Source organism: Enterobacter sp. BNK-22, assembly GCF_048684805.1.
GTDB lineage: Bacteria > Pseudomonadota > Gammaproteobacteria > Enterobacterales > Enterobacteriaceae > Enterobacter > Enterobacter quasiroggenkampii.
In genome coordinates this window covers 2564533-2588842 of the sequence record NZ_JBLQTT010000001.1, presented here as the reverse complement: position 1 = coordinate 2588842, position 24310 = coordinate 2564533, and the positions used below count along the sequence as shown (strand labels likewise).

The window sequence follows — 24310 nt, the reverse complement described above, 5'->3', positions numbered from 1 at the left end:
ACCGCACATTCAAAGGTGCGCCTCAATATACCGCTGATAGCGGTTCGCCTTCAGGTAACACAAATCCACCAGCACCAGCCCGTCGACGCAGTTGTTGAATGCCGGGTCGCTGCCAAAATCAATAAACTGCACGCCGCCGGGCTCGCACAGCTCGGAATATTGCTTGTAGAGCGGCGGAATGCCGCAGCCAAGATTGCCGAGCAGGGATTTCAGCTTCGTCAGATCGTCCACGTAATCCACGCCGCCAAACTGCGCCAGCACGTCCGGCAGGGACGCGGGATACGGCTGGCGCGAGGCGGCGAGCGGATGCGTCGCCGGGAACCACAGGCGGTAAAAGGCGACCAGCAGATCCCGCGCGGCAGGCGGTAAGCCACCGGAAATCGAGACCGGGCCAAACAGGTAGCGGTAGTGCGGATAACGCGCCAGATAGGCGCCAATGCCGGACCATAAATAGTCCAGGCCGCGGCGCCCCCAGTAGCGCGGCTGAATAAAGCTGCGCCCCAGCTCAATGCCGTGTTCCAGCACGTCCTGCATTTTGTCGTCGTAGTGAAACAGGCTATAGCTGTACAACCCCTCAACGCCGCGCTTTTCGATCTGCATGGCCGTCGGCATAAAGCGATACGCCCCGACGATCTCCAGATCGTCCTCATCCCACAGGATCAGGTGCAGATAATCATCGTCGTAGCTGTCGGTGTCCCGACGTTTGCCGCTCCCTTCCTCCACCGCGCGAAAGGCAATCTCGCGCAGGCGGCCCAGCTCGCGCAGCAGCGGGGCGTCTTCCTGACCGTTTCGCTGCCAAAGATAGATGGTTTTACCGTCGCTGGTTTTGCCCAGACATTCGGCCTGCGCCAGCGCGCGTTTCAGGGTGGCCCGGTCTTCCGGACGGGCAATGGCGCACTGGGTTTTAAAGACGCCGGGCACTCCCTTGCCAAGACGCATCACGTGCTGACGGCACTGCTCGGCCATCTCACGCGACGAAAGGTTAGCGCTGTGCCAGTGATGCCACGCAATCTGCTGGCCGATTTTGATCGGCAGCTGGCTGTGGCGGCGGCGGAACATCTGCTGCATCAGCAGCAGCATCGACAGCGTCGGGGAGACCAGCGTGCTGGCATAAAAGAGCAGGCTGTTATGCGCCTGAATATGCACCGGCAGCAGCGGGGCGCGCAGCTTGCCAGCAAGTTTGATAAAGCCGGAGTGCCATTTTTTATCGCGAATGCCTTTGCGCGTGGGGCGGGACACTTCGCCTGCCGGGAAGAAGATCAGCACGCCCGCGTTTTGCAGATGCAGTTCCATCTGCACCAGAGACGTTTTCGCCGTCCTGCCGCCCATATTGTCCACCGGAATAAACAGCGAGCTGAGGGGCTCAAGGTGGGTCAGCATCCGGTTGGTTACGACTTTAACATCGCGCCGCACGCGGGAGACGGCATACAGCAGCGCCAGTCCGTCCAGCGTACCCGTCGGGTGGTTGGCAATGATGACCAGCGGGCCATGTTCGGGGATTTGTTCGAGATCGCGGGCGGAAACGGTGCAGAGAATATCCAGGTGTTCCAGAACCTGCTCCACCATATCCAGGCCTTTCAGGTGGCGGTGGGCTGCGGCAAATTGCTGAAATTCGTCTTCGTAGAACAGTCTTTTTAACAGACTTTTTTGCCAGGGTGCGGGCCTCGCCTGAGGCCAAAGATCGTCGAGAACGCTATCGAGGCTAAACATGGTCACTCCTCCTGCCGTCTTGCGAAGACAGTAGAAGGCGCAGATGTCGGTTGTATTGCAGTTGGGTGAAGATTTGAGCAGAGCGTAGGCCGGGTAAGGCGAAGCCGCCACCCGGCGCTAAAGCGGATTAACGCAGAATTTTCTTCTCGGCCAGATCCAGCGCGAAGTAGCTGAAGATTAGATCCGCGCCCGCGCGTTTGATCGCCCCCAGGCTTTCCAGGATCACTTTCTCTTCATCAATGGCACCCGCCAGGGCGGCGAATTTGATCATCGCGTACTCACCGCTCACCTGATAAGCGCCCAGCGGCAGCTCGGTGCGCTCGCGGATGTCGCGCAGGATATCCAGGTACGCGCCAGCCGGTTTTACCATCAGGCAGTCTGCGCCCTGGGCTTCATCGAGCAGGGATTCACGAATCGCTTCGCGGCGGTTCAGCGGGTTCATCTGATAGGTTTTACGATCGCCTTTCAGCGCCGTACCGGCTGCTTCACGGAACGGGCCGTAGAAGGAGGAGGCAAATTTGGTGGAGTAGGACATGATGGCGGTGTCGGTGAAACCGGCCGCGTCCAGGGCCTGACGAATCGCCTGAACCTGTCCGTCCATCGCGGCAGAAGGTGCGATGAAATCTGCGCCTGCCGCGGCCGCGACAACAGCCTGCTTGCCGAGGTTAAGCAGGGTAGCATCGTTATCCACGCCGTGATCGCACAGCACGCCGCAGTGGCCGTGCGAGGTGTATTCACAGAAGCAGGTGTCGGACATCACCACCATTTCCGGCACGGTTTCTTTGCAGATGCGTGACATGCGGGCGACGAGGCCATCTTCTTTCCACGCGTCGCTGCCGGTCGCGTCAGTATGGTGGGAGATGCCGAAGGTCATCACCGAGCGGATCCCCGCGTTAGCGATACGTTCGATCTCACGCGCCAGATATTTCTCCGGAATGCGCATGACGCCCGGCATGGCTTCGATGGCCTTGTAGTCATCGATCTCTTCTTCAACAAAAATCGGCAACACCAGATCGTTTAAGCTCAGGGTTGTCTCTTCAAACATAGCGCGCAGTGCAGGTGACTTGCGCAGGCGGCGTGGGCGTGCAATTAAATCGGTCATGGTATGCCTGATGTTTGTGGAACAAAGAGGGCTAGTGTACATCAAAGTGAAGACGGGTGTTTTACTAAAGTGGGCATTTTGCTTTTGTGAAATGCGGCAGGTGAGTTTGCCTGTCATAAATAATATATAATGCAGGTCAGTATAACGCTGAGAGGAGAATGAAATATTCGTGTTATTTCTATATGGAAATGAAAGCATAATTAAAAATGATTTATTATTTTTCGGTGTGTTTTTCCGATTGGTTTAGCCGTGTATTAACATTCTGTTTTTATAATATTTATTTTATGACGCCTTATGGTTTGTGGTCTGAATGTGTTTTTGTCTGAATACGGACTTAATGGAAACATTCATTGAACCTTTTCGAAATGAAACTGCATAATTCCCTCCGCAATTAAATATTGCAAATTCATTGATGGACAAACTTGCTTACGTCCCTGAGGAGGGATGACCCAATGCAAACATGGAAAAAGAAACTCGTTGTATCTCAACTTGCATTAGCCTGCACCCTGGCTATCGCTTCTCAGGCCAATGCGAAGGATATTTCCGGTACGACATATAATACCTTCGGATACGATAATACAGCGTCCACCCCCTGGTATTATGGTTATGCCGACTGGGATTACTCGGATGCCATCCATGATGGTGATATTTATCCCGTGATTAATAAAGCCACCGTGAATGGTGTTATTTCAACGTACTACCTGGATGATGGCATCAATGGCCGGGCGAATGCGTTGAGTATTTCCAATAGCACCATTAACGGCATGATTACTTCTGAGTGTATGACCACCACGTGTGCTGATGGCGTGGATGCTGACGGCACCCATCATACGCAATACGATCGTTTTAGCCTGACCGTTGATAATTCCACCCTTAACGATACGTACGAGCATTATGCGTATGATGTCGTGAATGGGGAAAATACGGAAAGACACTATCTGGATACGTACGATCTGGGTAATGCGATTACCCTGGATGTGGAATCGGATATTGTTATCCAGAATAATTCTCACGTCGCGGGGATTACCCTGACGCAGGGGTACCAGGAGCTGGATAATACGCCATACGACGGCGTTGAAGGCGTAGCCAACAGCAGCAACGTCTTTACCGACACGCTACTGGTGAAAGATTCGGTACTGACTTCCGGTGCGTACAGCGATTTAGGTACCAGCGGATTCTACGGTCAAACCGCGAAGCCGAGCGACTATGGTGAAACCAGCGCGACCGCGGCAGACGATGCGGCGCTGATTGTGGCCGCCAGCGCGTCTGATAACGCGATGCAAACCACCGCCACGTTCGATCATTCCACCGTTACTGGCGATATTCTGTTCTCCAGCACCTTCGACAACAACTTCTACCCGAACGGCGATCCGGCAACCGATACCACCGAAGACGGCATCTATAACCCAACCACCAACGGCTGGGATGGCACCGATAAGCTGGATGTGACGCTTACCAACGGCAGCAAATGGGTCGGCGCAGCACAGTCCAGCGTCGAGGCTATTGGCACGGCGCAGATGTATGGCCAGGGTTACAGCAACGTAGACTGGAACGCTCTGTCCCCTAACAGCATTTGGCCGGACTCCACCTATGACGACAACGGACATGTTGCGGGCGAAGCGGTGTATCAGAGCGGTCTGTTTAACATCGCGCTGGACAACGGTTCCGAGTGGGATACCCGTAAGGTGTCTAACATCGACACCCTGACGGTCAACAACCAGTCTCAGGTCAACGTTGAAAACTCAGGCCTGCTGGCGGACGCCATCACTCTGACCAATGCGTCCTCATTGAATATCGGCGACAGCGGCGGCGTGGCTACCGACCATCTGTATCTGGACAGCGATAGCCGTGCGGCGCTGACGGAAGAAACGGCCGAGCTCGATGCCAACACCATCACCGTGGATAACGGTGCAGAGCTGGCGCTGGGGCTGGGTCAGGTTGATACGCACAATATGGTACTGACCGATGGCGGCGTGCTGAACGTTGCCAGCCGTGATTACGTGCTGAACAGCGATCTGAACAACGCACGCTATATCACTAACGATAAGCGCAGCGCTGATTATGACTACGGCGTAGTGGCCATTAACTCTGACGGCCATCTGGCGGTGAACGGTGACGTCGCCGGTAACTATCAGGTCCGTATCGATGACGCGACCGGAGCGGGTTCCGTTGCTGATTACAAAAACAAAGAGATCGTTCGCATCTATGACAATAATGCGGATACTGCAGCCAGCTTTACTGCTGCAAACAGAGCCGATTTAGGGGCCTATACCTACCAGGCGCAGCAGCAGGGTGACACCGTTGTCCTCCAGCAGAAAGCGCTGACCGACTATGCCAATATGGCGCTGAGCATTCCTTCTGCCAATACCAATATCTGGAATCTGCAGCAGGATACCGTAGGTGCGCGTCTGACCAACAGCCGTCACGGCCTGGCGGATAATGGCGGAGCGTGGGTGAGCTACTTCGGCGGCAATTTCGACGGTGACAATGGCGTTATCAGCTACGATCAGGACGTGAGCGGTATTATGGTGGGTCTGGATACCCAGATTGACGGTAATAACGCGAAGTGGATCGTCGGTGGGGCGGCAGGTTTCGCGAAGGGAGATATCAGCGATCGTACCGGTCAGGTCGATCAGGATAGCCAGACGGCGATGATCTACGCGTCAGCGAAGTTTACGAACGATCTCTTCCTCGACAGCTCCCTGAGCTACACCCGCTTCAACAGCGATCTTTCCGCTAACATGAGCAACGGCCAGTATGTTGACGGCAATACCACCAGTGACGCTGTTGGTTTTGGGCTGAAGCTGGGCTATGACTGGAAACCAAACCTCTCTGGCTACGTTACCCCATACGCAGCCGTATCGGGTCTGTTCCAGTCTGGTGATGACTATCGTCTGAGCAATGACATGCGCGTTGATGGACAATCTTACGATAGCCTGCGTTATGAACTTGGTGTTGATACGGGTTATACCTTCAACTACGGCGGCGATCAGGCTCTGACGCCTTACTTCAAACTGGCCTGGGTCTATGACGACGCCGATAACAATGCCGATATTAACGGTGACAGCATTGATAACGGCGTGAAAGGATCCGCTGTTCGTGTTGGGCTGGGCACCCAGTTCAGCTTCACGAAGAACTTCAGCGCTTACACGGATGCCACTTATCTGGGCGGCGGTGACGTTGACCAGAACTGGGGCGCAAACCTGGGTGTGAAATATACCTGGTAATGAATAAAAGCGGGGGAGGGGTTATCTTCCCCCGCTTTTTACAGAAGCAATAAAAATAATATTGAACCGACAAATACGGATGACTTGAGGTCTGCATGAACGTTAATGCGAAACCACTTTCTGAATTACGCCGGCTCGAACAGGGGTTAATAGCAGCCAGTACCCCTTTTACATGTGCTCCTCAACAATTAATTACGTCAGGCGAATCAATTGAGCCTCGCACGATCGTATTACAAACCGGTGTTATTGAGGTCTATCGCCCTTCCGATGAGCTGCTGGTGGGGATTGCGACGGCACCTTTTATTTTCGGGCTGTCTACGGTGGTCATTAATCACTCTCAGGAATACAGAGTGATGGCTAAAACGGCCTGTACCGGTTTTTATTTATCCACGGAAACTACCCGTCAACAGATCCAGCAGTATTCCCTGTGGAAAGAGGCCTTCTGCTGGTTATCCTGGATAAATTACATTCTTGAAAAACGCGATATGCAGCTGGTGGGCAATAACTCCTATCACCAGATCCGCGCGATGCTGTTAAATATGGCCGAGTGGGATGAAACGCTGCGTTCAAAAATCGGTGTGATGAATCATATTCAGCAAAGCACACGCATTTCACGTTCTGTTGTTGCCGAAGTTCTGGCCGCCCTGCGACAGGGAAACTATATCAATATGAGCCGGGGCAAGCTGGTCAGCATCAACCGCTTGCCCACGGAATATTAATATCAGTTGGACGCGGTAAGCACCTGGGCTTTATTGGCGCTCAGTTCTGCCACCAGGTTATTAATACCGTCACTCATATTGACGAAACGCGTATGCGGAGAGCGGGTCACCACCACAAACGCGCCCACGTTTGACTGGGGGATCATCGCCATATAGGTGATGAACCCGCCGCCGCCGCCGGTTTTCTGAATAATACCCGGACGACCATTTTTCGGTGCCATATAGACCCAGCCCATGCCGAGCGCATCGGCTTTACCCGGTACGTCCATTCCGATGACCCGATGCAGCTGAGTACGCTGATAAATCAGGGTCTGCATACGATCGGCCTGGCTGCTGCGCGAGTAGAAATCCGAGGAAAGGAACTGCTGCATCCAGCGCATCATGTCGCCAGGGGTGGAGTAAACGCCGCCGCTACCCACGGCCGCCAGCGTGTTATTACAGGGGCTGGCACCTTTCTCCGCCACCATCAGGCGACGGCACTGGTCCGGGGACGGGGTAAACGTGGTGTCTTTCATGCCGAGCGGACGGGTGATCTGCTCTTCAAACAGCTGCGTGTAGGGTTTGCCAGCCGCCGTTGAGAGGGCATCTGCCAGCAGGTCGAACGCCAGGTTTGAATAAGAGGCCTGCGAGCCCGGTGCTGCTTTCAGCGTGGCGGTACTCAGATAGCTCCAGCGCTGGTCGCGCGTTGGCCAGACAAACACGTCACGATGCGCCGCTCCGCCTGGCTGCTCACGCGGCAGGGCGCTGGTGTGGGTAGCAAGGTTCACAAGCCGGATCGGCGTCCCCTGATACGTGGGGACCCGGGCACCTGGCGGCGCGTATTTGCTGAGCGGATCGTCGAGCTTCACCACGCCCTGGTCGAGCAGTTTCACCAGCATTTCGCTGGTCATGAGCTTGGTTAAGGATGCGATGCGGATGACGGAATCCAGCTGCGGGTGAATGTTATTTCCCGGGCGCGTTTCGCCAAAGCTGCGGAATACGCGCTGGTTTCCGTCGATGACGACCATCGCCATTCCGGTCGCGCCGCTGCCGTAATAGATAAGGTTCGCGTAGCGATCGGCAATATCTGAAGCTAAAACGGGAGCCGTCAGCGGTTGGGCTGCCTGGGCGGTAGAGAAGCTCACCGCACACAGCGCGGCAAAAGAGAGCAGACAACGTTTCAACGAAAAGCATCCATGAAGTGAATGAGGAAAGTAATGGGTATTTATACTACTAATCGGTACCGTGCAATGCCCCGAATTGCATAACGATAGCGAGAAAAACGTAACCATGGGTAAATATGAACAATTTACTTGCGAGCCATCTCCCATTTTGTGACATCGGGCTTATGATAGGCACCAGTGTCACTCAATCTTACGGAGAACGGTATGTCTGAGAAGCGTGTGGTTATGGTTGTCGATATGCAGAACGGCGTGTTTGAAACCCCGCGTCATCAGCGCGAAAAGTGTGTCTCTCTGATCAACCAGCTTACGCAGGCAGCCGACACGGTGATTTTTATACAGCACACCGAGGCCGGGGGGCTGGAAGAGGGGAGTGCAGGGTTTGCGCTACTGCCTGAACTCCATCAGCCTGCCGACGCGCTTTACGTGACCAAAACGGCCTGTGATGCCTTCTACAACACCGGGCTTGAGACGCTGCTGCGGGAGCAGGGCATTCGCGAGTTTGTCATCTGCGGCTGCGCCACCGATTACTGCGTCGATGCGACGATCAAGAACGGCGTTAGCCGGGGTTATCACATCACCGTGGCGGAAGATGCCCATACCACATCCAACCGTCCGGCTGCTGAAGCACAGATTCTGATTAACCATCACAACGACGTCTGGCGTAACTTCATTGCGCCGGCGAATCCTCTCGCAGTGAAACGCACCGAAACAATTCTTGAAAACTGGAAAGCGAACTAATAATTAACGCTCGGGTCTGACCTTTTTGCCGGAGCCGGGAGGCTGGCTCGGGCAGGTTTTCGTGTGGTGACGTGTTGTACACAGCAACAGCCATAACAACAAGAAGGAAGCATTATGTTTAAGTCTTTTTTCCCAAAGCCGGGGCCTTTTTTCCTGTCGGCATTTATTTGGGCACTGATCGCTGTCATTTTCTGGCAGGCGGGCGGCGGCGCATGGCTGACGCGCATCACGGGGGCGACAGACGAGGTGCCGATTAGCGCGGCGCGCTTCTGGTCGCTCAGCTTTATCGTATTTTATGCCTACTACACGGTATGTGTGGGGCTGTTTGCACTCTTCTGGTTCAAGTATTCTCCGCATCGTTGGCAGTTTTGGTCGATTTTGGGATCTGCACTGATCATTTTCGTTACCTGGTTCATGGTGGAAGTGAGCGTTGCAATTAATGCATGGTATGCACCCTTCTACGATTTGATCCAAAAAGCACTAAGCGCCCCGAATAAGGTTCCGATTGGTGAACTCTATGCCAGTCTCGTTAGTTTTACCGGCATTGCCATGATTGCAGTAACAGTGGCAGTGCTGAACAATTTCTTCGTTAGCCATTACGTTTTCCGTTGGCGTACTGCTATGAACGAATATTACATGGCAAATTGGCAACGACTGCGGCACATCGAAGGTGCTGCACAGCGTGTGCAGGAAGACACCATGCGTTTTGCCTCAACGCTGGAGGACATGGGGGTCAGCTTGCTTAATGCTGTGATGAAACTTATCGCTTTTTTACCGATTCTGATTGCACTTTCACCCCATGTGCCTGAACTTCCAGTTGTTGGTCATTTACCCTATGGTTTGGTTATTGCGGCACTGGTCTGGTCTCTTATGGGAACGGGGCTTCTTGCTGTGGTGGGGATCAAATTGCCGGGGTTACAATTTAAAAATCAGCGCGTGGAAGCGGCTTACCGTAAAGAACTTGTTTACGGTGAGGATGACCCATCACGAGCTGCGCCACCAACGGTAAAAGAGTTATTTCAGAACGTCCGTTTTAACTACTTTAAGCTCTACTTCCACTACATGTATTTCAACATCGCTCGTATTTTATATCTTCAGGCCGATACTGTTTTTGGAATAGTCCTGTTGTTCCCGTCAATTGTTGCAGGGACAATTACCCTGGGACTGATGACCCAAATTACTAACGTTTTCGATCAGGTCAGAAGTTCATTCCAGTACCTGATCAGCTCCTGGACCACGCTGGTGGAACTGATGTCCATCTACAAACGTCTGCGCAGCTTTGAACGCGAGCTGGACGATCGTGACCTGCAGGAAGTCACCAACACATTTAGCTAATACAGGACGTTGCTATGCCTTTTGCCGTACCGCGCGCATTACCGTTGACCATTCTGGCCGCTTTTGTGCTGGCAGGCTGTGCCGAAAAGGGAGCCGCTCCGCTCAAAAAGGGCGAGAAGCCCGTTGATGTGGCGAGCGTTGTGCGGCAGAAAATGCCCGCCAGCGTGAAAGATCGCAATGCGTGGGCAGACGCGCTGGCAAAAACCTTTGAAAGCCAAAAGATCGCGCCGACCGAGGAGAACATCTGTTCGGTGCTGGCGGTGGCACAGCAGGAGTCGATGTACCAGTCAGACCCGGCTGTGCCGGGGCTGAATAAAATCGCCTGGAAAGAGATCGACCGCCGCGCGGAGTCCATGCATATCCCGGTGTTCCTCGTGCATACCGCGCTTAAAATCACCTCGCCGAACGGCAAAAGCTACAGCGAACGGCTGGATACGGTGAAAACCGAAAAACAGCTTAGCGCCATCTTTGATGATTTCATCAGCATGGTCCCAATGGGGCAGAAGCTGTTTGGCTCACTGAATCCGGTCCATACCGGTGGCCCAATGCAGGTAAGCATCGCGTTCGCGGAGAAACACACCGCCGGCTATCCGTGGAAAATCGACGGTACGGTGCGCCAGGAGGTCTTCTCCCTGCGCGGCGGACTGTGGTTCGGCACGTATCACCTGTTGAACTACCCGGCGAACTACGATGAGCCGCTGTATCGCTTTGCCGACTTTAACGCTGGCTGGTATGCCAGCCGTAATGCGGCATTCCAGAGTGCGGTCAGCCGCGCAAGCGGCGTTAAGCTGGCGCTTGACGGCGATCTCATCGCTTACGGCAGCAGCGAGGCGGGAAGCACCGAGCTTGCCGTACGGAAATTATCGACAACGCTTGGCTTGAGCAACAGCGACATTCGCCGTCAGCTTGAGAAAGGCGACAGCCTGGCCTTTGAGAAAACGGATCTGTACAAGAAGGTGTTTGCGCTCGCAGAGCAGAAAAGCGGGAAAACGTTACCGAGGGCTATCCTGCCGGGTATTCAGCTGGAAAGCCCGAAGATCACGCGTAACCTGACCACCGCGTGGTTCGCAAAACGCGTGGACGATCGCCGGGCTCGCTGTATGGGGCTTTAACGGCGGCGGCGAAAGCGCAGCACTAATGCCACAACGCCCAGAATCATACATCCCGCGAGGAAGGGAATCAGGCCGAAAAGGGTGCTGACGCCAAAACCAATCTCAACTCGCGGGCGTCCGTTATCCTGCACCTGCATCAGGTGTTCGTAAACGCCAGGCGCATGGACCAGCATATTGAGCAGCTGCGAGCCAGCCCAGAAGCAGAACAGGACAAACAGGGCATACGCGATATTACCCGCCGTGGAGGTTTTTGGTTTTCCGCCAAAAATCGGTTTCGACAATGTAAAGTCAGCCATGATGACCTCCGGATAAATCGCTCTGTTAATACGCTTCGTACAGGGTGAGTTTGACAGGTCATCGCATTTGTCAATATCAGAATCGTGGTAATTTACGCGACGGAATCCTCCTGGATTGTTGATTTCTGCAGCACGTCACAATTTATTAACTTAAGTGAAATTGCGTCGCGTTTCAGAATTTCCGTATCTGCCACAGACCTGGTCGTAAAACTGTGAGAGGATGTCTTTTTTTCCTGCCGGAGTTGTTATGAAGCTCACGTCCAAACTACGCCGTGACTGGCACTACTACGCCTTCGCTATCGGGCTGATCTTTATTCTTAACGGTGTCGTGGGCCTGTTAGGGTTTGAGGCAAAAGGCTGGCAAACCTATGCCGTTGGGCTGGTGACCTGGGTTATCAGTTTCTGGCTGGCGGGGTTGATTATCCGCCGCCGTCCTGAAGAGACGACAGCGGATGAGGCAGAGTCGGCGAAGGGCGCCGATTAACCGTTTACGGAACTTTTAAGCGCGCTGTCGGCGGCGTGACGCTCCAGCGCCAGTTCGATCAGGCGGGTGATCAATTCCGGGTAGCTCAGGCCGCTCGCCTGCCACAGCTTCGGATACATGCTGATGTTAGTGAACCCCGGCAGCGTGTTAATTTCATTGATCACCACCTCGTTTTCCGCCGTCAGGAACACATCCACGCGCGCCATGCCGCAGCAGCCGAGCGTCTGATAAGCGCGAATGGCGATCGCCCGGATCTTATCGTTAACCGCCGGATCGAGATCCGCAGGCACGACAACCTGCGCGCCTTTATCATCAATGTATTTGGTGTCGTACGAGTAGAAGTCGCTGTTTAAGACCACTTCGCCGCAGGTGCTCGCCTGTGGAAAATCGTTGCCCAGCACGGCGCACTCAATTTCACGGCCTTTGATGCCCTGCTCAACCACCACTTTATGGTCGAACTCAAACGCCAGGCGGACAGCTTGCGTGAACTCAGCTTCGCTGGTCACTTTGCTGACGCCCACGGAGGAGCCCTGGTTTGCAGGCTTCACAAACAGCGGCAGACCCAGCTCTCCGCTGATTTGCGCGAAAGTGTGTTTGTCGCGGTTGGCGCGGGTGAGCGTAACGAACGGGGCAATATTTAGCCCGGCGTCGCGCAGCAGGCGTTTGGTCACGTCTTTGTCCATGCAGGCGGCAGAGCCGAGGACATCCGAGCCGACGAACGGCAGGTTGGCCATGCGCAGCATTCCCTGCAGGGAACCATCTTCCCCCAGTGTGCCGTGAACGATAGGGAAGACGACGTCGATCTGGGCGAGAGCCTGTGCATTGCCGGCGTCGATAAGCTGCCCCTTCACGACGCCGGGTACGGTGGCGACGCTCACTTCTGAAGGATTCAGGGCGATGTGTGCCGGATCGTGAGCATTGAGCAGATACTGGCTGGCATCGTTAACGTGCCACTGGCCCTGTTTATCAATGCCCAGCAGCACCACGTCGAAACGGCTTTTATCGATCGCATCAACGATATTTTTAGCCGATTGCAATGACACTTCGTGCTCCGCTGATTTTCCCCCAAAGACAATACCTACGCGCTGCTTAGCCATCTCACTCTCTTCCAGTCTGACGAAAAGCCAATAACATACCACGATGCCCGGCGTGTTTCGCGGCCTTCTGCCATAATGTTTTGGGGAATGTTGAGGGGGGAGAGTGAGAGGAAAAACGCTGCTGACCGGATTTATCATTTTGACCATCGCAACGCTGGGTTACCGCTGGTTGCCGACTTACTACAACCCTTTCACGCCGCTGACGCTTGACGATCCGCCAAGCCGAATCACTCAGTATAAGCTTCGGCGTTTAACTCCCGAGGCGTGCGCGAGCCTGCTGTTACAGGCTAATCAACGCGATCTCATCCGCACCCAGCCGGTAGCGGACAGCGGCGGCGCGTGTCCCCTTAACAACGTCGTGCGCGTGCGTGACTTCGGCCCAGTCGGCCTGAACAGCAGCTTTCTTGCCAGCTGCCCGCTGGCGCTCAGCTCAGCCCTCTTTATCAGCCAGCAGGCCCGGCCGCTGACAAAACGCTATACGGGCAGCGAGCTCGCGCGTATCGACCACCTTGGCAGCTTTGCCTGCCGCAATATTTATCACCGCCCTGACGCGCGCCGCAGTGAACATGCCACGGCGGAGGCGCTGGATATTGCCGCTTTTCGACTGGCGAACGGTGAACGCGTCACGGTGCTGAATGGCTGGAAGGCGACAACAACGCAGCCCTGGCTGAAGGCCATGCTGGCGGCGAGCTGCGGCTACTACGGGAACGGCCTGGGACCGGAGTATAACGCGGCGCATGCAAACCATTTTCATCTGGGAATGCGCGGTTTTGGCCTCTGCCGGTGAAGCATAATATTCCGCCAGAAAATGGATGAATTGTGACTTATTTCACAAATATGATGACTGGGAAGATAAAACACTAAAGTCTGTCGGGCCGCATCTCTGGTGCGACGTTGACACGCGTAACTTGCTAATCTGTCGGCGAATTCGCCTAAAAATGAAGACTATTTCGTTATGGAATCCTGGAAAGTTAATCTTATCTCGGTCTGGTTCGGTTGCTTCTTTACCGGGCTGGCCATCAGCCAGATTTTACCGTTCCTGCCGCTGTACGTGTCGCAGCTGGGGGTGACCTCGCATGAAGCGCTTTCCATGTGGTCCGGTCTGACGTTCAGCGTCACGTTTCTGGTCTCCGCCATTGTGTCACCGATGTGGGGCAGCCTGGCAGATCGAAAAGGCCGTAAACTGATGCTGCTCCGCGCCTCGCTCGGGATGGCGATTGCCATTCTGCTGCAGGCCTTCGCCACCAACGTCTGGCAGCTGTTTTTCCTGCGGGCGGTGATGGGGTTGACGTCCGGGTATATTCCAAACGCCATGGCGCTGGTCGCCTCTCAGGTGCCGCGCGAGCGTAGCGGCTGGGCGCTGAGTACGCTCTCCACGGCACAGATCAGCGGCGTCATCGGCGGGCCGCTGCTGGGGGGCTTTCTGGCGGACCACGTCGGGCTGCGCGCGGTATTTATTATCACCGCGATCCTGCTGGTGGTCAGTTTTCTGGTCACGCTCTTTCTGATTAAAGAAGGGGGGCGCCCGGTTATCAGTAAATCTGAACGCCTCAGCGGCAAGGCCGTTTTCGCCTCGCTGCCTTATCCGGGGCTGATGATTAGCCTGTTTGTGACCACCATGGTGATCCAGCTCTGCAACGGTTCGGTCGGTCCGATTCTGGCGCTGTTTATCAAGTCGATGGAGCCGGAGAGCACGAATATCGCTTTTCTGAGCGGCATGATTGCCGCCGTGCCCGGCGTATCCGCCCTGATTTCCGCGCCGCGTCTGGGTAAACTGGGGGACAGGATCGGCACGGCGCGCATCCTGATGGCGACGCTGATCTTTGCGGTGGTGCTCTTCTTCGCGATGTCGTTTGTCACTTCTCCGCTTCAGCTTGGCATATTGCGATTTCTGCTCGGCTTTGCTGACGGCGCCATGTTGCCTGCGGTACAGACCCTGCTGGTCAAATATTCCAGCGACCAGGTGACGGGGCGAATTTTTGGATATAACCAGTCATTTATGTATCTGGGGAATGTTGCCGGTCCGCTTATTGGCGCATCCGTTTCCGCAATGGCCGGTTTTCGTTGGGTATTTGCGGCGACAGCGATTGTTGTTTTAATCAATATTATTCAGCTGGCTATTGCACTGCGACGCCGCAGACAAATGGCGGAGGCCAAATCGGCGAGATAACACTTTAGTAGATGTATTATATATTCTTATGGTAGCCGCATTTTTATATAACAAAATGCGGCGTCTTTTTATAGAAAAACGTTTCGCTCACGGCGCTACCTCTTTATTTTTGTTCCTGTGTCACTTTTGCATACCATAATTAATTTCTTCTCTTTGCAATAGGGATTCAGAGTGATAACGTCAGACAAAACTGAAAAGGAACTGGCACGATGAAAAACCTCATTGCTGAATTGCTGGTCAAGCTGGCACAAAAGGAAGAAGAGTCAAAAGAGCTGGTGGCTCAGGTCGAAGCGCTTGAGATTGTGGTCACCGCGTTGCTGCGACAAATGGCGAAAACCGATCAGCAGGCGTTGATTGAGAGCGTGGAAGGCGCGCTGGAGAGCGTCAGGCCTGAATCGCAGGTACCGGTTGAGGATGCGGAGATGCTTCACCAGTACGTAAAGAAGCTGTTAAGGCATCCGCGCAGCTAAACCGTCACAGGACGTAACGACGTGTCATAGAATTGTCATGCAGGATGCCTATAGTCGCTCTGTTTTTATTTTTATGTATTTGTACATGGAGAAAATAAATTGAAACAGAGCGCACTTTTCATTGCATTACTTCCCCTGTTAATTACCCCTGCCATTTATGCAGATACGACGCAAACCAGCGTGCTGGATAATCGTGCGGCAAAAGGGGATATCACCCAGCCTGGCGGCGCGCGCCGTTTATCAGAAGATCAAACCGCCGCTATTCGCGCTTCGCTGAATGAGAAGCCGGCAAAAAATATTATTCTGCTGATTGGCGATGGTATGGGCGATTCCGAAATCACGGCGGCGCGAAATTATGCCGAGGGAGCGGGCGGCTTTTTTAAAGGTATCGATGCCTTACCGCTGACCGGACAATATACCCACTACGCGCTGGATAAAAAAACCGGTAAACCGGATTACGTAACGGATTCCGCGGCCTCTGCCACGGCGTGGTCCACCGGCGTTAAAACCTATAATGGTGCGCTGGGCGTGGATATTCACGAACACGATCATCAAACCCTTCTGGAGATGGCAAAAGCGGCGGGCCTGGCGACCGGCAACGTCTCCACCGCTGAACTTCAGGATGCGACGCCTGCGGCGCTGGTGGCACACGTGACCTCGCGTAAGTGCTACGGCCCGTCAGTGACCAGCGAAAAATGCCCTACAAATGCGCTGGAAAAAGGCGGCAAAGGCTCGATTACGGAACAACTGCTGAACGCACGTCCTGACGTGACGCTGGGCGGCGGCGCGAAAACCTTCGCGGAAACCGCGACGGCGGGCGAATGGCAGGGCAAAACGCTGCGCGAGCAGGCGCAGGCTCGCGGCTATCAGCTGGTGAGTGACGCAAATGCTCTGGCGGCGATAAGCGAGGCGAACCAGGACAAGCCGCTGCTGGGGCTGTTCTCCGACGGCAACATGCCCGTGCGCTGGGAAGGTCCAAAAGCCTCGTATCACGGCAATATCGATAAGCCTGCGGTGACCTGTACGCCAAACCCGAAACGCACGGACAGCGTACCAACGCTGGCGGCGATGACCGATAAAGCGATCTCTCTGCTGAGCAAGAGCGAAAAAGGGTTCTTCCTGCAGGTAGAAGGCGCGTCAATCGATAAGCAGGATCATGCGGCGAATCCGTGCGGTCAGATTGGCGAAACCGTCGATCTGGACGAAGCGGTGCAGAAGGCGCTCGCGTTCGCGAAAAAAGACGGTAACACCCTGGTGATCGTCACCGCGGACCACGCGCACGCCAGCCAGATCATTCCGCCAGATACCAAAGCCCCTGGCCTGACGCAGGCGCTGAACACCAAAGATGGTGCCGTCATGGTGATGAGCTACGGTAACTCTGAAGAAGAGTCCATGGAGCACACGGGCACCCAGTTGCGCATTGCCGCCTACGGCCCGCACGCGGCAAACGTGGTAGGCCTGACGGATCAAACGGATCTGTTCTACACCATGAAGGCGGCGCTGGGTCTGAAATGATAAAAATCCCGGCGGAAATCACATCTGCCGGGTGGTTTTTTTCCTGTCACGAACCAGACTTACAGGGAATGTTCACAAAAGGATGGTGCAATGAAAACAACATTACTGGTTACTCTGCTCTCCGGCCTGTTCCTGGTCGCCTCGGCGAACGCGGAGGAGAAAACGTTAACGCCGCAGCAGCAGCGTATGACCACCTGTAATCAACAGGCGACGTCTCAGAGTCTGAAGGGCGATGCTCGCAAGACCTACATGAGCGATTGCCTCAAAAACGGCGCCTCGAAGCCAGCTGAAAAAAGCCTGACGCCTCAGCAGCAAAAGATGCGCGAGTGTAATGCCAAGGCCACCGAACAGTCTCTGAAAGGGGATGACCGCAGCAAGTTCATGAGTGCCTGCCTGAAGAAAAAAGTGTAGTTCGAACGGGTGAGCGGCTCCGGCGGCTCACCCGAAATTTCATACTTTCCCCGCAGACCCCCTCTCTATAATTTGGGAAAATGTTTCAGAATATTCCCAAAAATGATGAATGATGAAACGTATTACAACAAAAAGCGCATTCGGGAAGAGTGGAATTTAACCCTTTCTCAGGATGACCCTCACCGCGCCGGCATTCAGTTTGCCCGGCGGGTTCGGCTGGCGCGCGCCGTGGGGCTGGCAGCGATGTTTTTCCCGGTTGCAGGAATGCTGGTCACCCATTTTTTACCCGGCGGCTGGTGGCTTTTACTGGTCGGTTGGGCGTTCGTATGGCCCCATTTCGCCTGGCAGTTATCCTGCCGGGCCGCGTCACCTCATCAGCAGGAAGTATTCAATCTTAAGATCGATGCCATCATTGCCGGGCTCTGGATCGGCGTGATGGGGATGAGCGCGTTACCCACGGCAGCGCTGGTGATGATGGTAGGGATGAATATGATGGGCTCCGGAGGCTGTCGTCTGTTTATTCCGGGGATCCTGTTGACCCTGCTCTCCGCGCTGGTGACGCTGCCGCTTGTCGGCCGCGTGGCCGTCTTTAACCCCGACCCGGTGGAGTGGGGCTTAACGCTGCCGGTGCTGGTGCTTTATCCCATGCTGTTTGCCTGGCTCAGCCACCGCACCGCCGTCAGGCTTGCTGAGCACAAGCAGCGGCTGGAAATGATGAGCACCCGCGACGGCATGACCGGGGTCTTTAATCGACGTCACTGGGAAATGCTGCTGCGAAATGAATTTGAGCATTGCCGCCGTGACCACTGCACCGCCACGATTTTGCTGATTGATATCGACCACTTTAAAAATATCAACGATACCTGGGGGCACGCAGTGGGGGATGAGGCGATCATTGCCATCACGCGCCAGCTCCAGATGTCGGTGCGGTCAGGTGATGCCATCGGCCGGTTTGGCGGGGATGAGTTTGCGGTGATTATGTCGCAGACCGCGGCGGAAAGCGCGATCGCCGTCATGTCCCGGGTGCATGAGCGGCTGGAAACGCTGTCGCTACCGTGCGCGCCAAAAGAGGCGCTGCGCATCAGCGTAGGCGTTGCCCCCTGGGGGCCGCAGTTTGGACATTATCGGGAATGGCTAAAGGCGGCTGACGTGGCGCTGTACAGAGCGAAAAATGCCGGGCGCAGCCGTACCGAAGTGGCCGCCTGACGCCCGACTGAAACGATCAGGATTTACTCAGCTTCTCTGATTTTTCCATGCATTTTGTCATGGCCTCAATGACGGCCGAGCGGAATCCGCGCTCTTCCAGCACCCGCACTGCTTCGATGGTGGTACCGCCAGGGGAGCAGACCATATCTTTCAGTTCACCCGGGTGTTTGCCGGTCTCCAGCACCATTTTGGCTGAGCCCATGACGGCCTGCGCGGCGAACTTATACGCCTGGGCGCGCGGCATTCCGCCAAGCACGGCGGCATCGGCCATCGCTTCTAAAAACATGAAGACATACGCAGGCGCAGAACCACTGACGCCGACTACCGGATGGATCATCGATTCGGCAATCACTTCTGCTTCACCGAAGCAGCGGAAAATGTTCAGTACATCCGCCACGTCTTCTGAGGTCACCAGGGCGTTAGGCGTGACGGAGGTCATGCCGGCGTTGACCAGTGAAGGGGTGTTTGGCATCGCACGGACGATTTTGCGGTCGTGGCCCAGCGCGCGCGCCAGCTGATCGAGCGTGACGCCCGCGGCAATCGACACCACCAGCGTCTCTTTATTCAGGCTGGAGGTAATGTCGCTCAGCACTTTGATCATGATGTTCGGCTTGACGGCGCCAAAGACGATATCGGCGACCTGGGCCACTTCCTGCGCGCTTTCGGCGGCGTTGATCCCGTACTGATCGCGCAACGCGGCGACCTTGTCCGGTGACGGGGTATAGACCCAAATCTGACCCGGCAACACCTGCCCGCTGGCGATCAGACCGCCAAGGATGGCTTTGCCCATGTTACCGCAGCCGATAAACCCGATTTTCTTGTCCATCACGATTCTCCGTCATTATGCGTTGTTTTCTCTGATTGATAGCTTAACAACGAAATGCAGGCGACAATAGTCGGCAGAGTTATTAAGGGGAGACAATATGGCGATTTGGGTTGATGCGGACGCGTGTCCGAATGTGATTAAAGAGATTTTATTTCGTGCCGCCGAGCGCGTTCAGATGCCGCTGACGCTGGTGGCGAACCAGAATATTCGCGTACCACCTTCGCGCTTCATCCGCTCTTTACGCGTGCCGGCCGGGTTTGACGTAGCGGATAACGAAATTGTCCGCCTGTGCAGCGCGGAGGATCTGGTGATCACGGCGGATATTCCGCTGGCTGCCGAAGTGCTGGAGAAAGGGGCGGCGGCGCTCAATCCGCGCGGAGAGCGATACTCGCCGTCGACCATTCGCGAGAAGCTCACTATGCGCGATTTTATGGATACGATGCGGGCCAGCGGCGTGCAGACCGGTGGGCCGGATAGCCTGTCACAGCGCGATCGCCAGCAGTTTGCTGCCGAACTGGATAAATGGCTGCTGGAAGTGAAGCGCCGCACAGCGTAATGATAATTATTGTCAATTTGTGGTACAGTGTGGCCTCCACAGGGTTGTCATCCCGTACCGCTTTGCAGTAAAGTAATCGCAACATCTTCTGCAATTATTTCTTTACACTCTTCAGCCATCCGGCATCAAGGGGAACACCTGGCTATGACCCAACCCATCTTTTTAGTTGGCCCCCGCGGCTGTGGGAAAACCACCGTTGGCCTGGAGCTGGCACGCGTGTGTCATCGCCAGTTTGTGGATACCGACCACTGGCTGCAAACCGAGGCTGGAAAAACCATCGCTGAGATTGTTGAACAAGAGGGATGGGAAAGCTTTCGCGCGCGCGAAACGGCCACGCTGAAAGCGGTCACCACCCCGTCTGCGGTGATTGCGACCGGGGGTGGCATTGTTCTGGCGGAGTGTAATCGTCAGTTTATGCGCGAAAAGGGGATTGTGATTTACCTCAGCGCGCCGGTGTCGGCCCTGGTTGGGCGTCTGGAAGCCTTTCCGGAAGAGGGGCAACGCCCTGCGCTAACCTCCAGGCCGCTGAACGAAGAGGTGAGTGAAGTGCTGGCGGAACGCGATGCGTTATACCGCGAAGCGGCTCACCACGTGGTGGATGCGTCCGCCTCTCCCGAAGACGTTGTGATTCAGATTATTACCGCCCTGCGTTTGGCTTGTGCCAGCTAAGCGGCGTCTATACTTATAGCTCAGACATAAAAAAAGGATGAGCTATGCCAACCAGACCTCCCTATCCGCGTGAAGCGCGCATTGTTACCGTTGAAAAAGGCCATACGGGTCATACCGTGACCTGGTATCAACTGCGTGCCGATCACCCAAAACCGGACTCGCTGATCAGTGAACACGAGACTGAACAGGAAGCGCTGGATGCGAAACGGCGCTACGAAGATCCCGACATAACCTGAATGTTTTCCTAAACGCTCCAGGATCGTGCCTGAATCACACTTTTTACTCATCGTGAAAGTTAAGCAGGAGTTAATATTTAGTTATTACAAGTAACTCTGGTATCGGCAGGCGATCTTTACATTTCGATGTCGGGATCACCTGCTACGCTTGGTGCTGTTTTGTTGAAAAAATGAACTGTGCAGCGTAGTGAGCCTGTACCTGTGTGCACGATGTTGGAGTAATGGAAGGCGATAAAGATGAAGGCAACGTTGGCGATCCTCACCATTGGTGTGGTCCCTGTAAGCGAAGTGTTACCGCTCTTAACCGAGCATGTATCTGAACAACAGATAACGCATCTGAGCCTGCTGGGGAAGATGAGTCGGGAAGAGGTCATGGAGGACTACGCTGTCGAGGCGGGGGAGGATCCCCTGGCGACGTTATTAAGTGACGGTAAACTGGCGCATGTTTCACGCCAGAAAATCGAGCGCTCGCTGCAGGGCGTAATAGAAGTGCTCGATAATCAGGGTTATGACGTTATTTTGCTGATGAGCACGGCCCCCATTAAGGGGCTCACGGCGCGCAATGCGATTCTGCTGGAACCGATGCGCATCATTCCGCCGCTGGTGGCCTCCATCGTGGATGGTCATCAGGTGGGGGTGATTGTCCCCATTGAGGAGCTCATGGATAACCAGGAGGCAAAATGGCACGTGCTGGAAAAAGTGCCCTTGTACGCGCTGGCCAATCCGTTCTGGGACAGTGAGGCCAAACTCATTGCTGCCGGGAAGGAACTGCTGGAAAGAGGGGCCGATGTCCTGATTCTGGACTGCCTGGGTTTCCACCAGCATCATCGTGATTTGCTGCAAAAAGCGCTGGATGTGCCGGTGCTGTTATCCAACGTTCTGATGGCTCGCCTGGCCTCGGAACTGCTCATGTAATGATTTTGCGTGACAGGTGATGAGCATGGCCCCTATAGTGAATTTTTATCTAAAAATATAAGGGCCAGTTCATGCTTCAGAGTAACGAATACTTTTCCGGTAAAGTGAAATCCATTGGTTTTACCAGCAGCAGCACTGGCCGCGCCAGCGTTGGCGTAATGGCGGAAGGGGAATACACCTTTGGCACGGCGGAAGCGGAAGAGATGACGGTGGTCAGCGGCGCGCTGAACGTCCTGCTGCCAGGTGAAACGGAATGGAAAGTTTACGCTGCCGGGCAAGTTTTCAACGTCCCTGGCCACAGCGAATTTCATTTGCAGGTGGCTGAGCCTACCTCTTATCTGTGCCGCTACCTGAAATAAAAAATTAGCCGGGTGGCGCTAACGCTTACCCGGCCTACGTTTTACCCGTTATCTCTGCGCTTCGCCGCCGAGACCTTCCACCAGATTCTGAATCAACGCGGCCAGCTCGCCGGTCATCAGGATGAAGTCCGCGTCAAAACGCTGGGCGTAATCTTCCCGGTCGATATCTTCGTTCTGATCGCGCAGCTCGTCGCAGAACTTCAGACGCTTCACGGAGCCATCGTCGCACATCACGAACTGAATACGCTGCTGCCAGTCGAGCGCCAGCTTGGTGACCACTTTACCCGCTTCAATGTGTACGGCGATCTCGTCGCTGACCAGATCCTGCTTCTTCGCGCGGATCACGCCGCCATCTTCCAGCAGGGCTTTCAGCTCGGCTTCATCAAGGATCTGGAAGCCCTGTGCCGCAGCACCGCTGCGTACCCATTCGGTCAGCGTTAACTCAATTGGCGTTTCCAGCGCCAGCGGAACGACCGGTAACGAGCCGATGCTCTTACGCAGCAGGGCCAGCGTATCTTCTGCTTTCTTGGCGCTGGCGCAGTCCACCATGATCAGCCCGTTAACGGTGTCGATCCACATCATGGTCTGGCTGAAGCGGCTGAAGGCGCGCGGCAGCAGAGAGTGCAGCACTTCGTCTTTCAGCGAATCTTTTTCGGTCTTTTTCAGCTTGCGGCCCTGCTCGGCTTCCAGCTTGAAAATTTTCGCCTCGAGCGCCTGCTTAACCACCGGCGTGGGCAGAATCTTCTCTTCTTTACGGGCGCAGACGATGATTTGACCCGTGCTGCTGGCGTGGGTCAATGCATCGCTTTGTGAACCCATTGGCGGAACCCAACCGGTTTTTGCCATATCCTGGCTACCGCAAGGGGAAAAGGTATAAGCGGCTAACTGTTTTTCCATCTCTTCTGCACGCAGCGAAACGTCGCGGCTGAGACGGTAAACCATCAAATTTTTGAACCACAGCATGATAATTTCCACGGCCTTGTCGTTAAATCAGCGGGCATGATAACGAATTGTCGCATCGCTTGCATTGCTAATCGGGATGCGTGCTTCTACTCTGTTGATAATCAAAATAATGAGGAGAGTCTTGTGCGTATTGGCATTGATTTGGGCGGCACCAAAACAGAAGTTATCGCACTGAGCGAGCAGGGGGAACAGCTGTTCCGCCACCGTCTGCCTACGCCGCGCGATGATTATCACCAGACTATCGAGACCATTGCCAGGCTGGTTGAGATGGCCGAGCAGGCCACAGGACAAACCGGCAGCGTCGGGATGGGGATCCCGGGGTCGATCTCGCCGTATACCGGCGTGGTTAAAAATGCTAACTCCACCTGGCTCAACGGTCAGCCGTTTGATAAAGATTTAAGCGCGCGCCTGAACCGGGAAGTGCGTCTGGCCAACGATGCCAACTGCCTCGCCGTCTCTGAGGCCATCGACGGTGCGGCGGCCGGTGCCCAGACCGTGTTTGCGGTGATCATCGGTACCGGCTGCGGCGCGGGCGTGGCGTTTGGCGGGCGTGCCCATATCGGCGGTAACGGCACGGCGGGCGAGTGGGGACACAACCCGCTGCCGTGGATGGATGAAGACGAACTCAAATACCGCACTGAAGTCCCGTGCTACTGCGGAAAACAGGGCTGTATTGAGACGTTTATCTCCGGTACCGGTTTTGCGACCGACTACCATCGCCTGAGCGGCCAGCCGCTCAAGGGTAACGAGATCATGCGTCTGGTCGAAGCGCAGGACCCGGTGGCGGAGCTGGCGCTTAGCCGCTACGAAATGCGGCTGGCGAAATCGCTGGCCCACGTGGTGAATATTCTCGATCCTGACGTGATAGTGCTCGGCGGCGGCATGAGCAACGTCGATCGGCTGTACGCCACGGTGCCGAACCTGGTGAAGCAGTGGGTCTTCGGCGGCGAGTGTGAAACCCCGATCCGCAAAGCGCTGCACGGGGACTCCAGCGGCGTGCGCGGCGCGGCGTGGTTATGGCCAGAATAAAC

Annotated in this window: 25 protein-coding genes; 18 read left to right on the top strand and 7 right to left on the bottom strand. The window is 55.2% G+C overall.

All coding sequences use genetic code 11. The features are described from left to right. Window positions 1-9: 9 nt before the first annotated feature. The gene (locus tag ACMGGE_RS12260; protein ID WP_420293802.1) at window positions 10-1710 is read right to left on the bottom strand and encodes a lysophospholipid acyltransferase family protein; all 1701 of its coding nucleotides are present in this window, start codon (window positions 1708-1710) and stop codon (window positions 10-12) included. Between the two features lie 127 nt (window positions 1711-1837). Next, a complete protein-coding gene (hemB, locus tag ACMGGE_RS12255; RefSeq protein WP_045909816.1) occupies window positions 1838-2812 on the bottom strand; it encodes a porphobilinogen synthase in 975 nt (324 codons plus the stop codon). Window positions 2813-3264: 452 nt separating this feature from the next. On the opposite strand from hemB, the gene ACMGGE_RS12250 reads away from it, so the two are divergent. Beyond that, window positions 3265-6039 carry an autotransporter outer membrane beta-barrel domain-containing protein gene (locus ACMGGE_RS12250; protein WP_420293801.1) on the top strand — a complete coding sequence of 925 codons (2775 nt, stop codon included), beginning with the start codon at window positions 3265-3267 and terminating at the stop codon, window positions 6037-6039. 95 nt (window positions 6040-6134) lie between these two features. Then, window positions 6135-6758: a helix-turn-helix domain-containing protein gene (locus ACMGGE_RS12245; protein ID WP_045909814.1), complete on the top strand. Its 624-nt coding sequence runs from the start codon at window positions 6135-6137 to the stop codon at window positions 6756-6758. A gap of 2 nt (window positions 6759-6760) precedes the next feature. Here the strand turns inward: ACMGGE_RS12245 and ampH are convergent, their stop codons facing one another. Continuing rightward, the gene (gene ampH, locus ACMGGE_RS12240) at window positions 6761-7921 is read right to left on the bottom strand and encodes a D-alanyl-D-alanine-carboxypeptidase/endopeptidase AmpH (protein WP_032638396.1); all 1161 of its coding nucleotides are present in this window, start codon (window positions 7919-7921) and stop codon (window positions 6761-6763) included. A 204-nt stretch (window positions 7922-8125) separates the two neighbouring features. Here ampH and ACMGGE_RS12235 point away from each other — a divergent pair, with 204 nt between their 5' ends. From ACMGGE_RS12235 to ACMGGE_RS12225, 3 genes are all read left to right on the top strand, one after another. Next, the gene (locus ACMGGE_RS12235; RefSeq protein ID WP_069720216.1) at window positions 8126-8659 is read left to right on the top strand and encodes an isochorismatase family protein; all 534 of its coding nucleotides are present in this window, start codon (window positions 8126-8128) and stop codon (window positions 8657-8659) included. 114 nt (window positions 8660-8773) lie between these two features. Further along, window positions 8774-9994, top strand: coding sequence for a peptide antibiotic transporter SbmA (sbmA, locus tag ACMGGE_RS12230; RefSeq protein ID WP_252073893.1), 1221 nt, complete (start codon window positions 8774-8776; stop codon window positions 9992-9994). Window positions 9995-10008: 14 nt separating this feature from the next. After that, window positions 10009-11106 carry a DUF1615 domain-containing protein gene (locus ACMGGE_RS12225; RefSeq protein ID WP_420293800.1) on the top strand — a complete coding sequence of 366 codons (1098 nt, stop codon included), beginning with the start codon at window positions 10009-10011 and terminating at the stop codon, window positions 11104-11106. Here ACMGGE_RS12225 and ACMGGE_RS12220 read toward each other — a convergent pair. Next, entirely contained in the window at window positions 11103-11402 is a 300-nt protein-coding gene (locus ACMGGE_RS12220) for a DUF2755 family protein (RefSeq protein ID WP_008503287.1), read from the bottom strand. The two genes, ACMGGE_RS12225 and ACMGGE_RS12220, sit on opposite strands and share 4 nt — an antisense overlap. A 247-nt stretch (window positions 11403-11649) precedes the next feature. On the opposite strand from ACMGGE_RS12220, the gene ACMGGE_RS12215 reads away from it, so the two are divergent. After that, on the top strand, window positions 11650-11886 hold the full coding sequence (locus ACMGGE_RS12215; protein ID WP_032656524.1) for a DUF2754 domain-containing protein: 237 nt from the start codon (window positions 11650-11652) through the stop codon (window positions 11884-11886). Here ACMGGE_RS12215 and ddlA read toward each other — a convergent pair. Further along, window positions 11883-12983, bottom strand: coding sequence for a D-alanine--D-alanine ligase (gene ddlA, locus ACMGGE_RS12210; RefSeq protein WP_032674239.1), 1101 nt, complete (start codon window positions 12981-12983; stop codon window positions 11883-11885). The two genes, ACMGGE_RS12215 and ddlA, sit on opposite strands and share 4 nt — an antisense overlap. A gap of 103 nt (window positions 12984-13086) precedes the next feature. Here ddlA and ACMGGE_RS12205 point away from each other — a divergent pair, with 103 nt between their 5' ends. From ACMGGE_RS12205 to adrA, 6 genes are all read left to right on the top strand, one after another. Next, window positions 13087-13770: an extensin family protein gene (locus tag ACMGGE_RS12205; protein ID WP_420293799.1), complete on the top strand. Its 684-nt coding sequence runs from the start codon at window positions 13087-13089 to the stop codon at window positions 13768-13770. A 168-nt stretch (window positions 13771-13938) separates the two neighbouring features. After that, the gene (locus ACMGGE_RS12200; protein WP_048030063.1) at window positions 13939-15153 is read left to right on the top strand and encodes a multidrug efflux MFS transporter; all 1215 of its coding nucleotides are present in this window, start codon (window positions 13939-13941) and stop codon (window positions 15151-15153) included. Window positions 15154-15362: 209 nt separating this feature from the next. Continuing rightward, a complete protein-coding gene (gene iraP, locus ACMGGE_RS12195) occupies window positions 15363-15623 on the top strand; it encodes an anti-adapter protein IraP (protein ID WP_023293178.1) in 261 nt (86 codons plus the stop codon). A 99-nt stretch (window positions 15624-15722) separates the two neighbouring features. Next, complete coding sequence (phoA, locus tag ACMGGE_RS12190) at window positions 15723-17138, top strand: alkaline phosphatase (RefSeq protein WP_045909807.1); 1416 nt, start codon at window positions 15723-15725, stop codon at window positions 17136-17138. Between the two features lie 90 nt (window positions 17139-17228). Then, complete coding sequence (gene psiF, locus ACMGGE_RS12185) at window positions 17229-17549, top strand: phosphate starvation-inducible protein PsiF (RefSeq protein WP_008503278.1); 321 nt, start codon at window positions 17229-17231, stop codon at window positions 17547-17549. A 102-nt stretch (window positions 17550-17651) separates the two neighbouring features. Continuing rightward, window positions 17652-18755, top strand: a complete 1104-nt coding sequence (gene adrA / locus ACMGGE_RS12180) for a diguanylate cyclase AdrA (RefSeq protein ID WP_045909806.1) — start codon at window positions 17652-17654, stop codon at window positions 18753-18755. Between the two features lie 16 nt (window positions 18756-18771). Here adrA and proC read toward each other — a convergent pair whose 3' ends face one another. After that, complete coding sequence (gene proC, locus ACMGGE_RS12175; protein WP_032656527.1) at window positions 18772-19581, bottom strand: pyrroline-5-carboxylate reductase; 810 nt, start codon at window positions 19579-19581, stop codon at window positions 18772-18774. 97 nt (window positions 19582-19678) lie between these two features. Between proC and ACMGGE_RS12170 the strand changes: the two genes are divergently transcribed. The 5 genes from ACMGGE_RS12170 (at window position 19679) to ppnP (ending at window position 22316) form a co-directional block, all read left to right on the top strand. Beyond that, window positions 19679-20137: a YaiI/YqxD family protein gene (locus ACMGGE_RS12170; RefSeq protein ID WP_010428006.1), complete on the top strand. Its 459-nt coding sequence runs from the start codon at window positions 19679-19681 to the stop codon at window positions 20135-20137. A gap of 144 nt (window positions 20138-20281) precedes the next feature. Next, window positions 20282-20806, top strand: a complete 525-nt coding sequence (gene aroL / locus ACMGGE_RS12165; RefSeq protein ID WP_045909805.1) for a shikimate kinase AroL — start codon at window positions 20282-20284, stop codon at window positions 20804-20806. Between the two features lie 44 nt (window positions 20807-20850). After that, the gene (gene yaiA, locus ACMGGE_RS12160) at window positions 20851-21042 is read left to right on the top strand and encodes a protein YaiA (protein ID WP_023334675.1); all 192 of its coding nucleotides are present in this window, start codon (window positions 20851-20853) and stop codon (window positions 21040-21042) included. Window positions 21043-21279: 237 nt separating this feature from the next. Further along, window positions 21280-21957, top strand: a complete 678-nt coding sequence (locus ACMGGE_RS12155) for an AroM family protein (RefSeq protein ID WP_008503271.1) — start codon at window positions 21280-21282, stop codon at window positions 21955-21957. Between the two features lie 71 nt (window positions 21958-22028). Then, entirely contained in the window at window positions 22029-22316 is a 288-nt protein-coding gene (gene ppnP / locus ACMGGE_RS12150) for a pyrimidine/purine nucleoside phosphorylase (RefSeq protein WP_008503270.1), read from the top strand. Window positions 22317-22364: 48 nt separating this feature from the next. On the opposite strand, the gene rdgC is transcribed toward ppnP, so the two are convergent. Further along, window positions 22365-23279 carry a recombination-associated protein RdgC gene (gene rdgC / locus ACMGGE_RS12145; protein ID WP_023310540.1) on the bottom strand — a complete coding sequence of 305 codons (915 nt, stop codon included), beginning with the start codon at window positions 23277-23279 and terminating at the stop codon, window positions 22365-22367. 123 nt (window positions 23280-23402) lie between these two features. On the opposite strand from rdgC, the gene mak reads away from it, so the two are divergent. Beyond that, window positions 23403-24308, top strand: a complete 906-nt coding sequence (mak, locus tag ACMGGE_RS12140) for a fructokinase (protein ID WP_048225853.1) — start codon at window positions 23403-23405, stop codon at window positions 24306-24308. Window positions 24309-24310 lie beyond the last annotated feature (2 nt).

Excerpts from the sequence above, each read along its gene's own strand:
- ACMGGE_RS12170 (WP_010428006.1), top strand. The coding sequence starts at position 19,679 with ATGGCGATTTGGGTTGATGCGGACGCGTGTCCGAATGTGATTAAAGAG.
- ACMGGE_RS12200 (WP_048030063.1), top strand. The coding sequence starts at position 13,939 with ATGGAATCCTGGAAAGTTAATCTTATCTCGGTCTGGTTCGGTTGCTTC.
- ACMGGE_RS12250 (WP_420293801.1), top strand. The coding sequence starts at position 3,265 with ATGCAAACATGGAAAAAGAAACTCGTTGTATCTCAACTTGCATTAGCC.
- ACMGGE_RS12245 (WP_045909814.1), top strand. The coding sequence starts at position 6,135 with ATGAACGTTAATGCGAAACCACTTTCTGAATTACGCCGGCTCGAACAG.
- ppnP (WP_008503270.1), top strand. The coding sequence starts at position 22,029 with ATGCTTCAGAGTAACGAATACTTTTCCGGTAAAGTGAAATCCATTGGT.
- rdgC (WP_023310540.1), bottom strand. The coding sequence starts at position 23,279 with ATGCTGTGGTTCAAAAATTTGATGGTTTACCGTCTCAGCCGCGACGTT.
- ACMGGE_RS12155 (WP_008503271.1), top strand. The coding sequence starts at position 21,280 with ATGAAGGCAACGTTGGCGATCCTCACCATTGGTGTGGTCCCTGTAAGC.
- ACMGGE_RS12225 (WP_420293800.1), top strand. The coding sequence starts at position 10,009 with ATGCCTTTTGCCGTACCGCGCGCATTACCGTTGACCATTCTGGCCGCT.
- ACMGGE_RS12215 (WP_032656524.1), top strand. The coding sequence starts at position 11,650 with ATGAAGCTCACGTCCAAACTACGCCGTGACTGGCACTACTACGCCTTC.
- proC (WP_032656527.1), bottom strand. The coding sequence starts at position 19,581 with ATGGACAAGAAAATCGGGTTTATCGGCTGCGGTAACATGGGCAAAGCC.
- psiF (WP_008503278.1), top strand. The coding sequence starts at position 17,229 with ATGAAAACAACATTACTGGTTACTCTGCTCTCCGGCCTGTTCCTGGTC.
- aroL (WP_045909805.1), top strand. The coding sequence starts at position 20,282 with ATGACCCAACCCATCTTTTTAGTTGGCCCCCGCGGCTGTGGGAAAACC.
- ACMGGE_RS12220 (WP_008503287.1), bottom strand. The coding sequence starts at position 11,402 with ATGGCTGACTTTACATTGTCGAAACCGATTTTTGGCGGAAAACCAAAA.
- ACMGGE_RS12235 (WP_069720216.1), top strand. The coding sequence starts at position 8,126 with ATGTCTGAGAAGCGTGTGGTTATGGTTGTCGATATGCAGAACGGCGTG.
- sbmA (WP_252073893.1), top strand. The coding sequence starts at position 8,774 with ATGTTTAAGTCTTTTTTCCCAAAGCCGGGGCCTTTTTTCCTGTCGGCA.
- hemB (WP_045909816.1), bottom strand. The coding sequence starts at position 2,812 with ATGACCGATTTAATTGCACGCCCACGCCGCCTGCGCAAGTCACCTGCA.
- yaiA (WP_023334675.1), top strand. The coding sequence starts at position 20,851 with ATGCCAACCAGACCTCCCTATCCGCGTGAAGCGCGCATTGTTACCGTT.
- adrA (WP_045909806.1), top strand. The coding sequence starts at position 17,652 with ATGATGAATGATGAAACGTATTACAACAAAAAGCGCATTCGGGAAGAG.
- ACMGGE_RS12260 (WP_420293802.1), bottom strand. The coding sequence starts at position 1,710 with ATGTTTAGCCTCGATAGCGTTCTCGACGATCTTTGGCCTCAGGCGAGG.
- ddlA (WP_032674239.1), bottom strand. The coding sequence starts at position 12,983 with ATGGCTAAGCAGCGCGTAGGTATTGTCTTTGGGGGAAAATCAGCGGAG.
- iraP (WP_023293178.1), top strand. The coding sequence starts at position 15,363 with ATGAAAAACCTCATTGCTGAATTGCTGGTCAAGCTGGCACAAAAGGAA.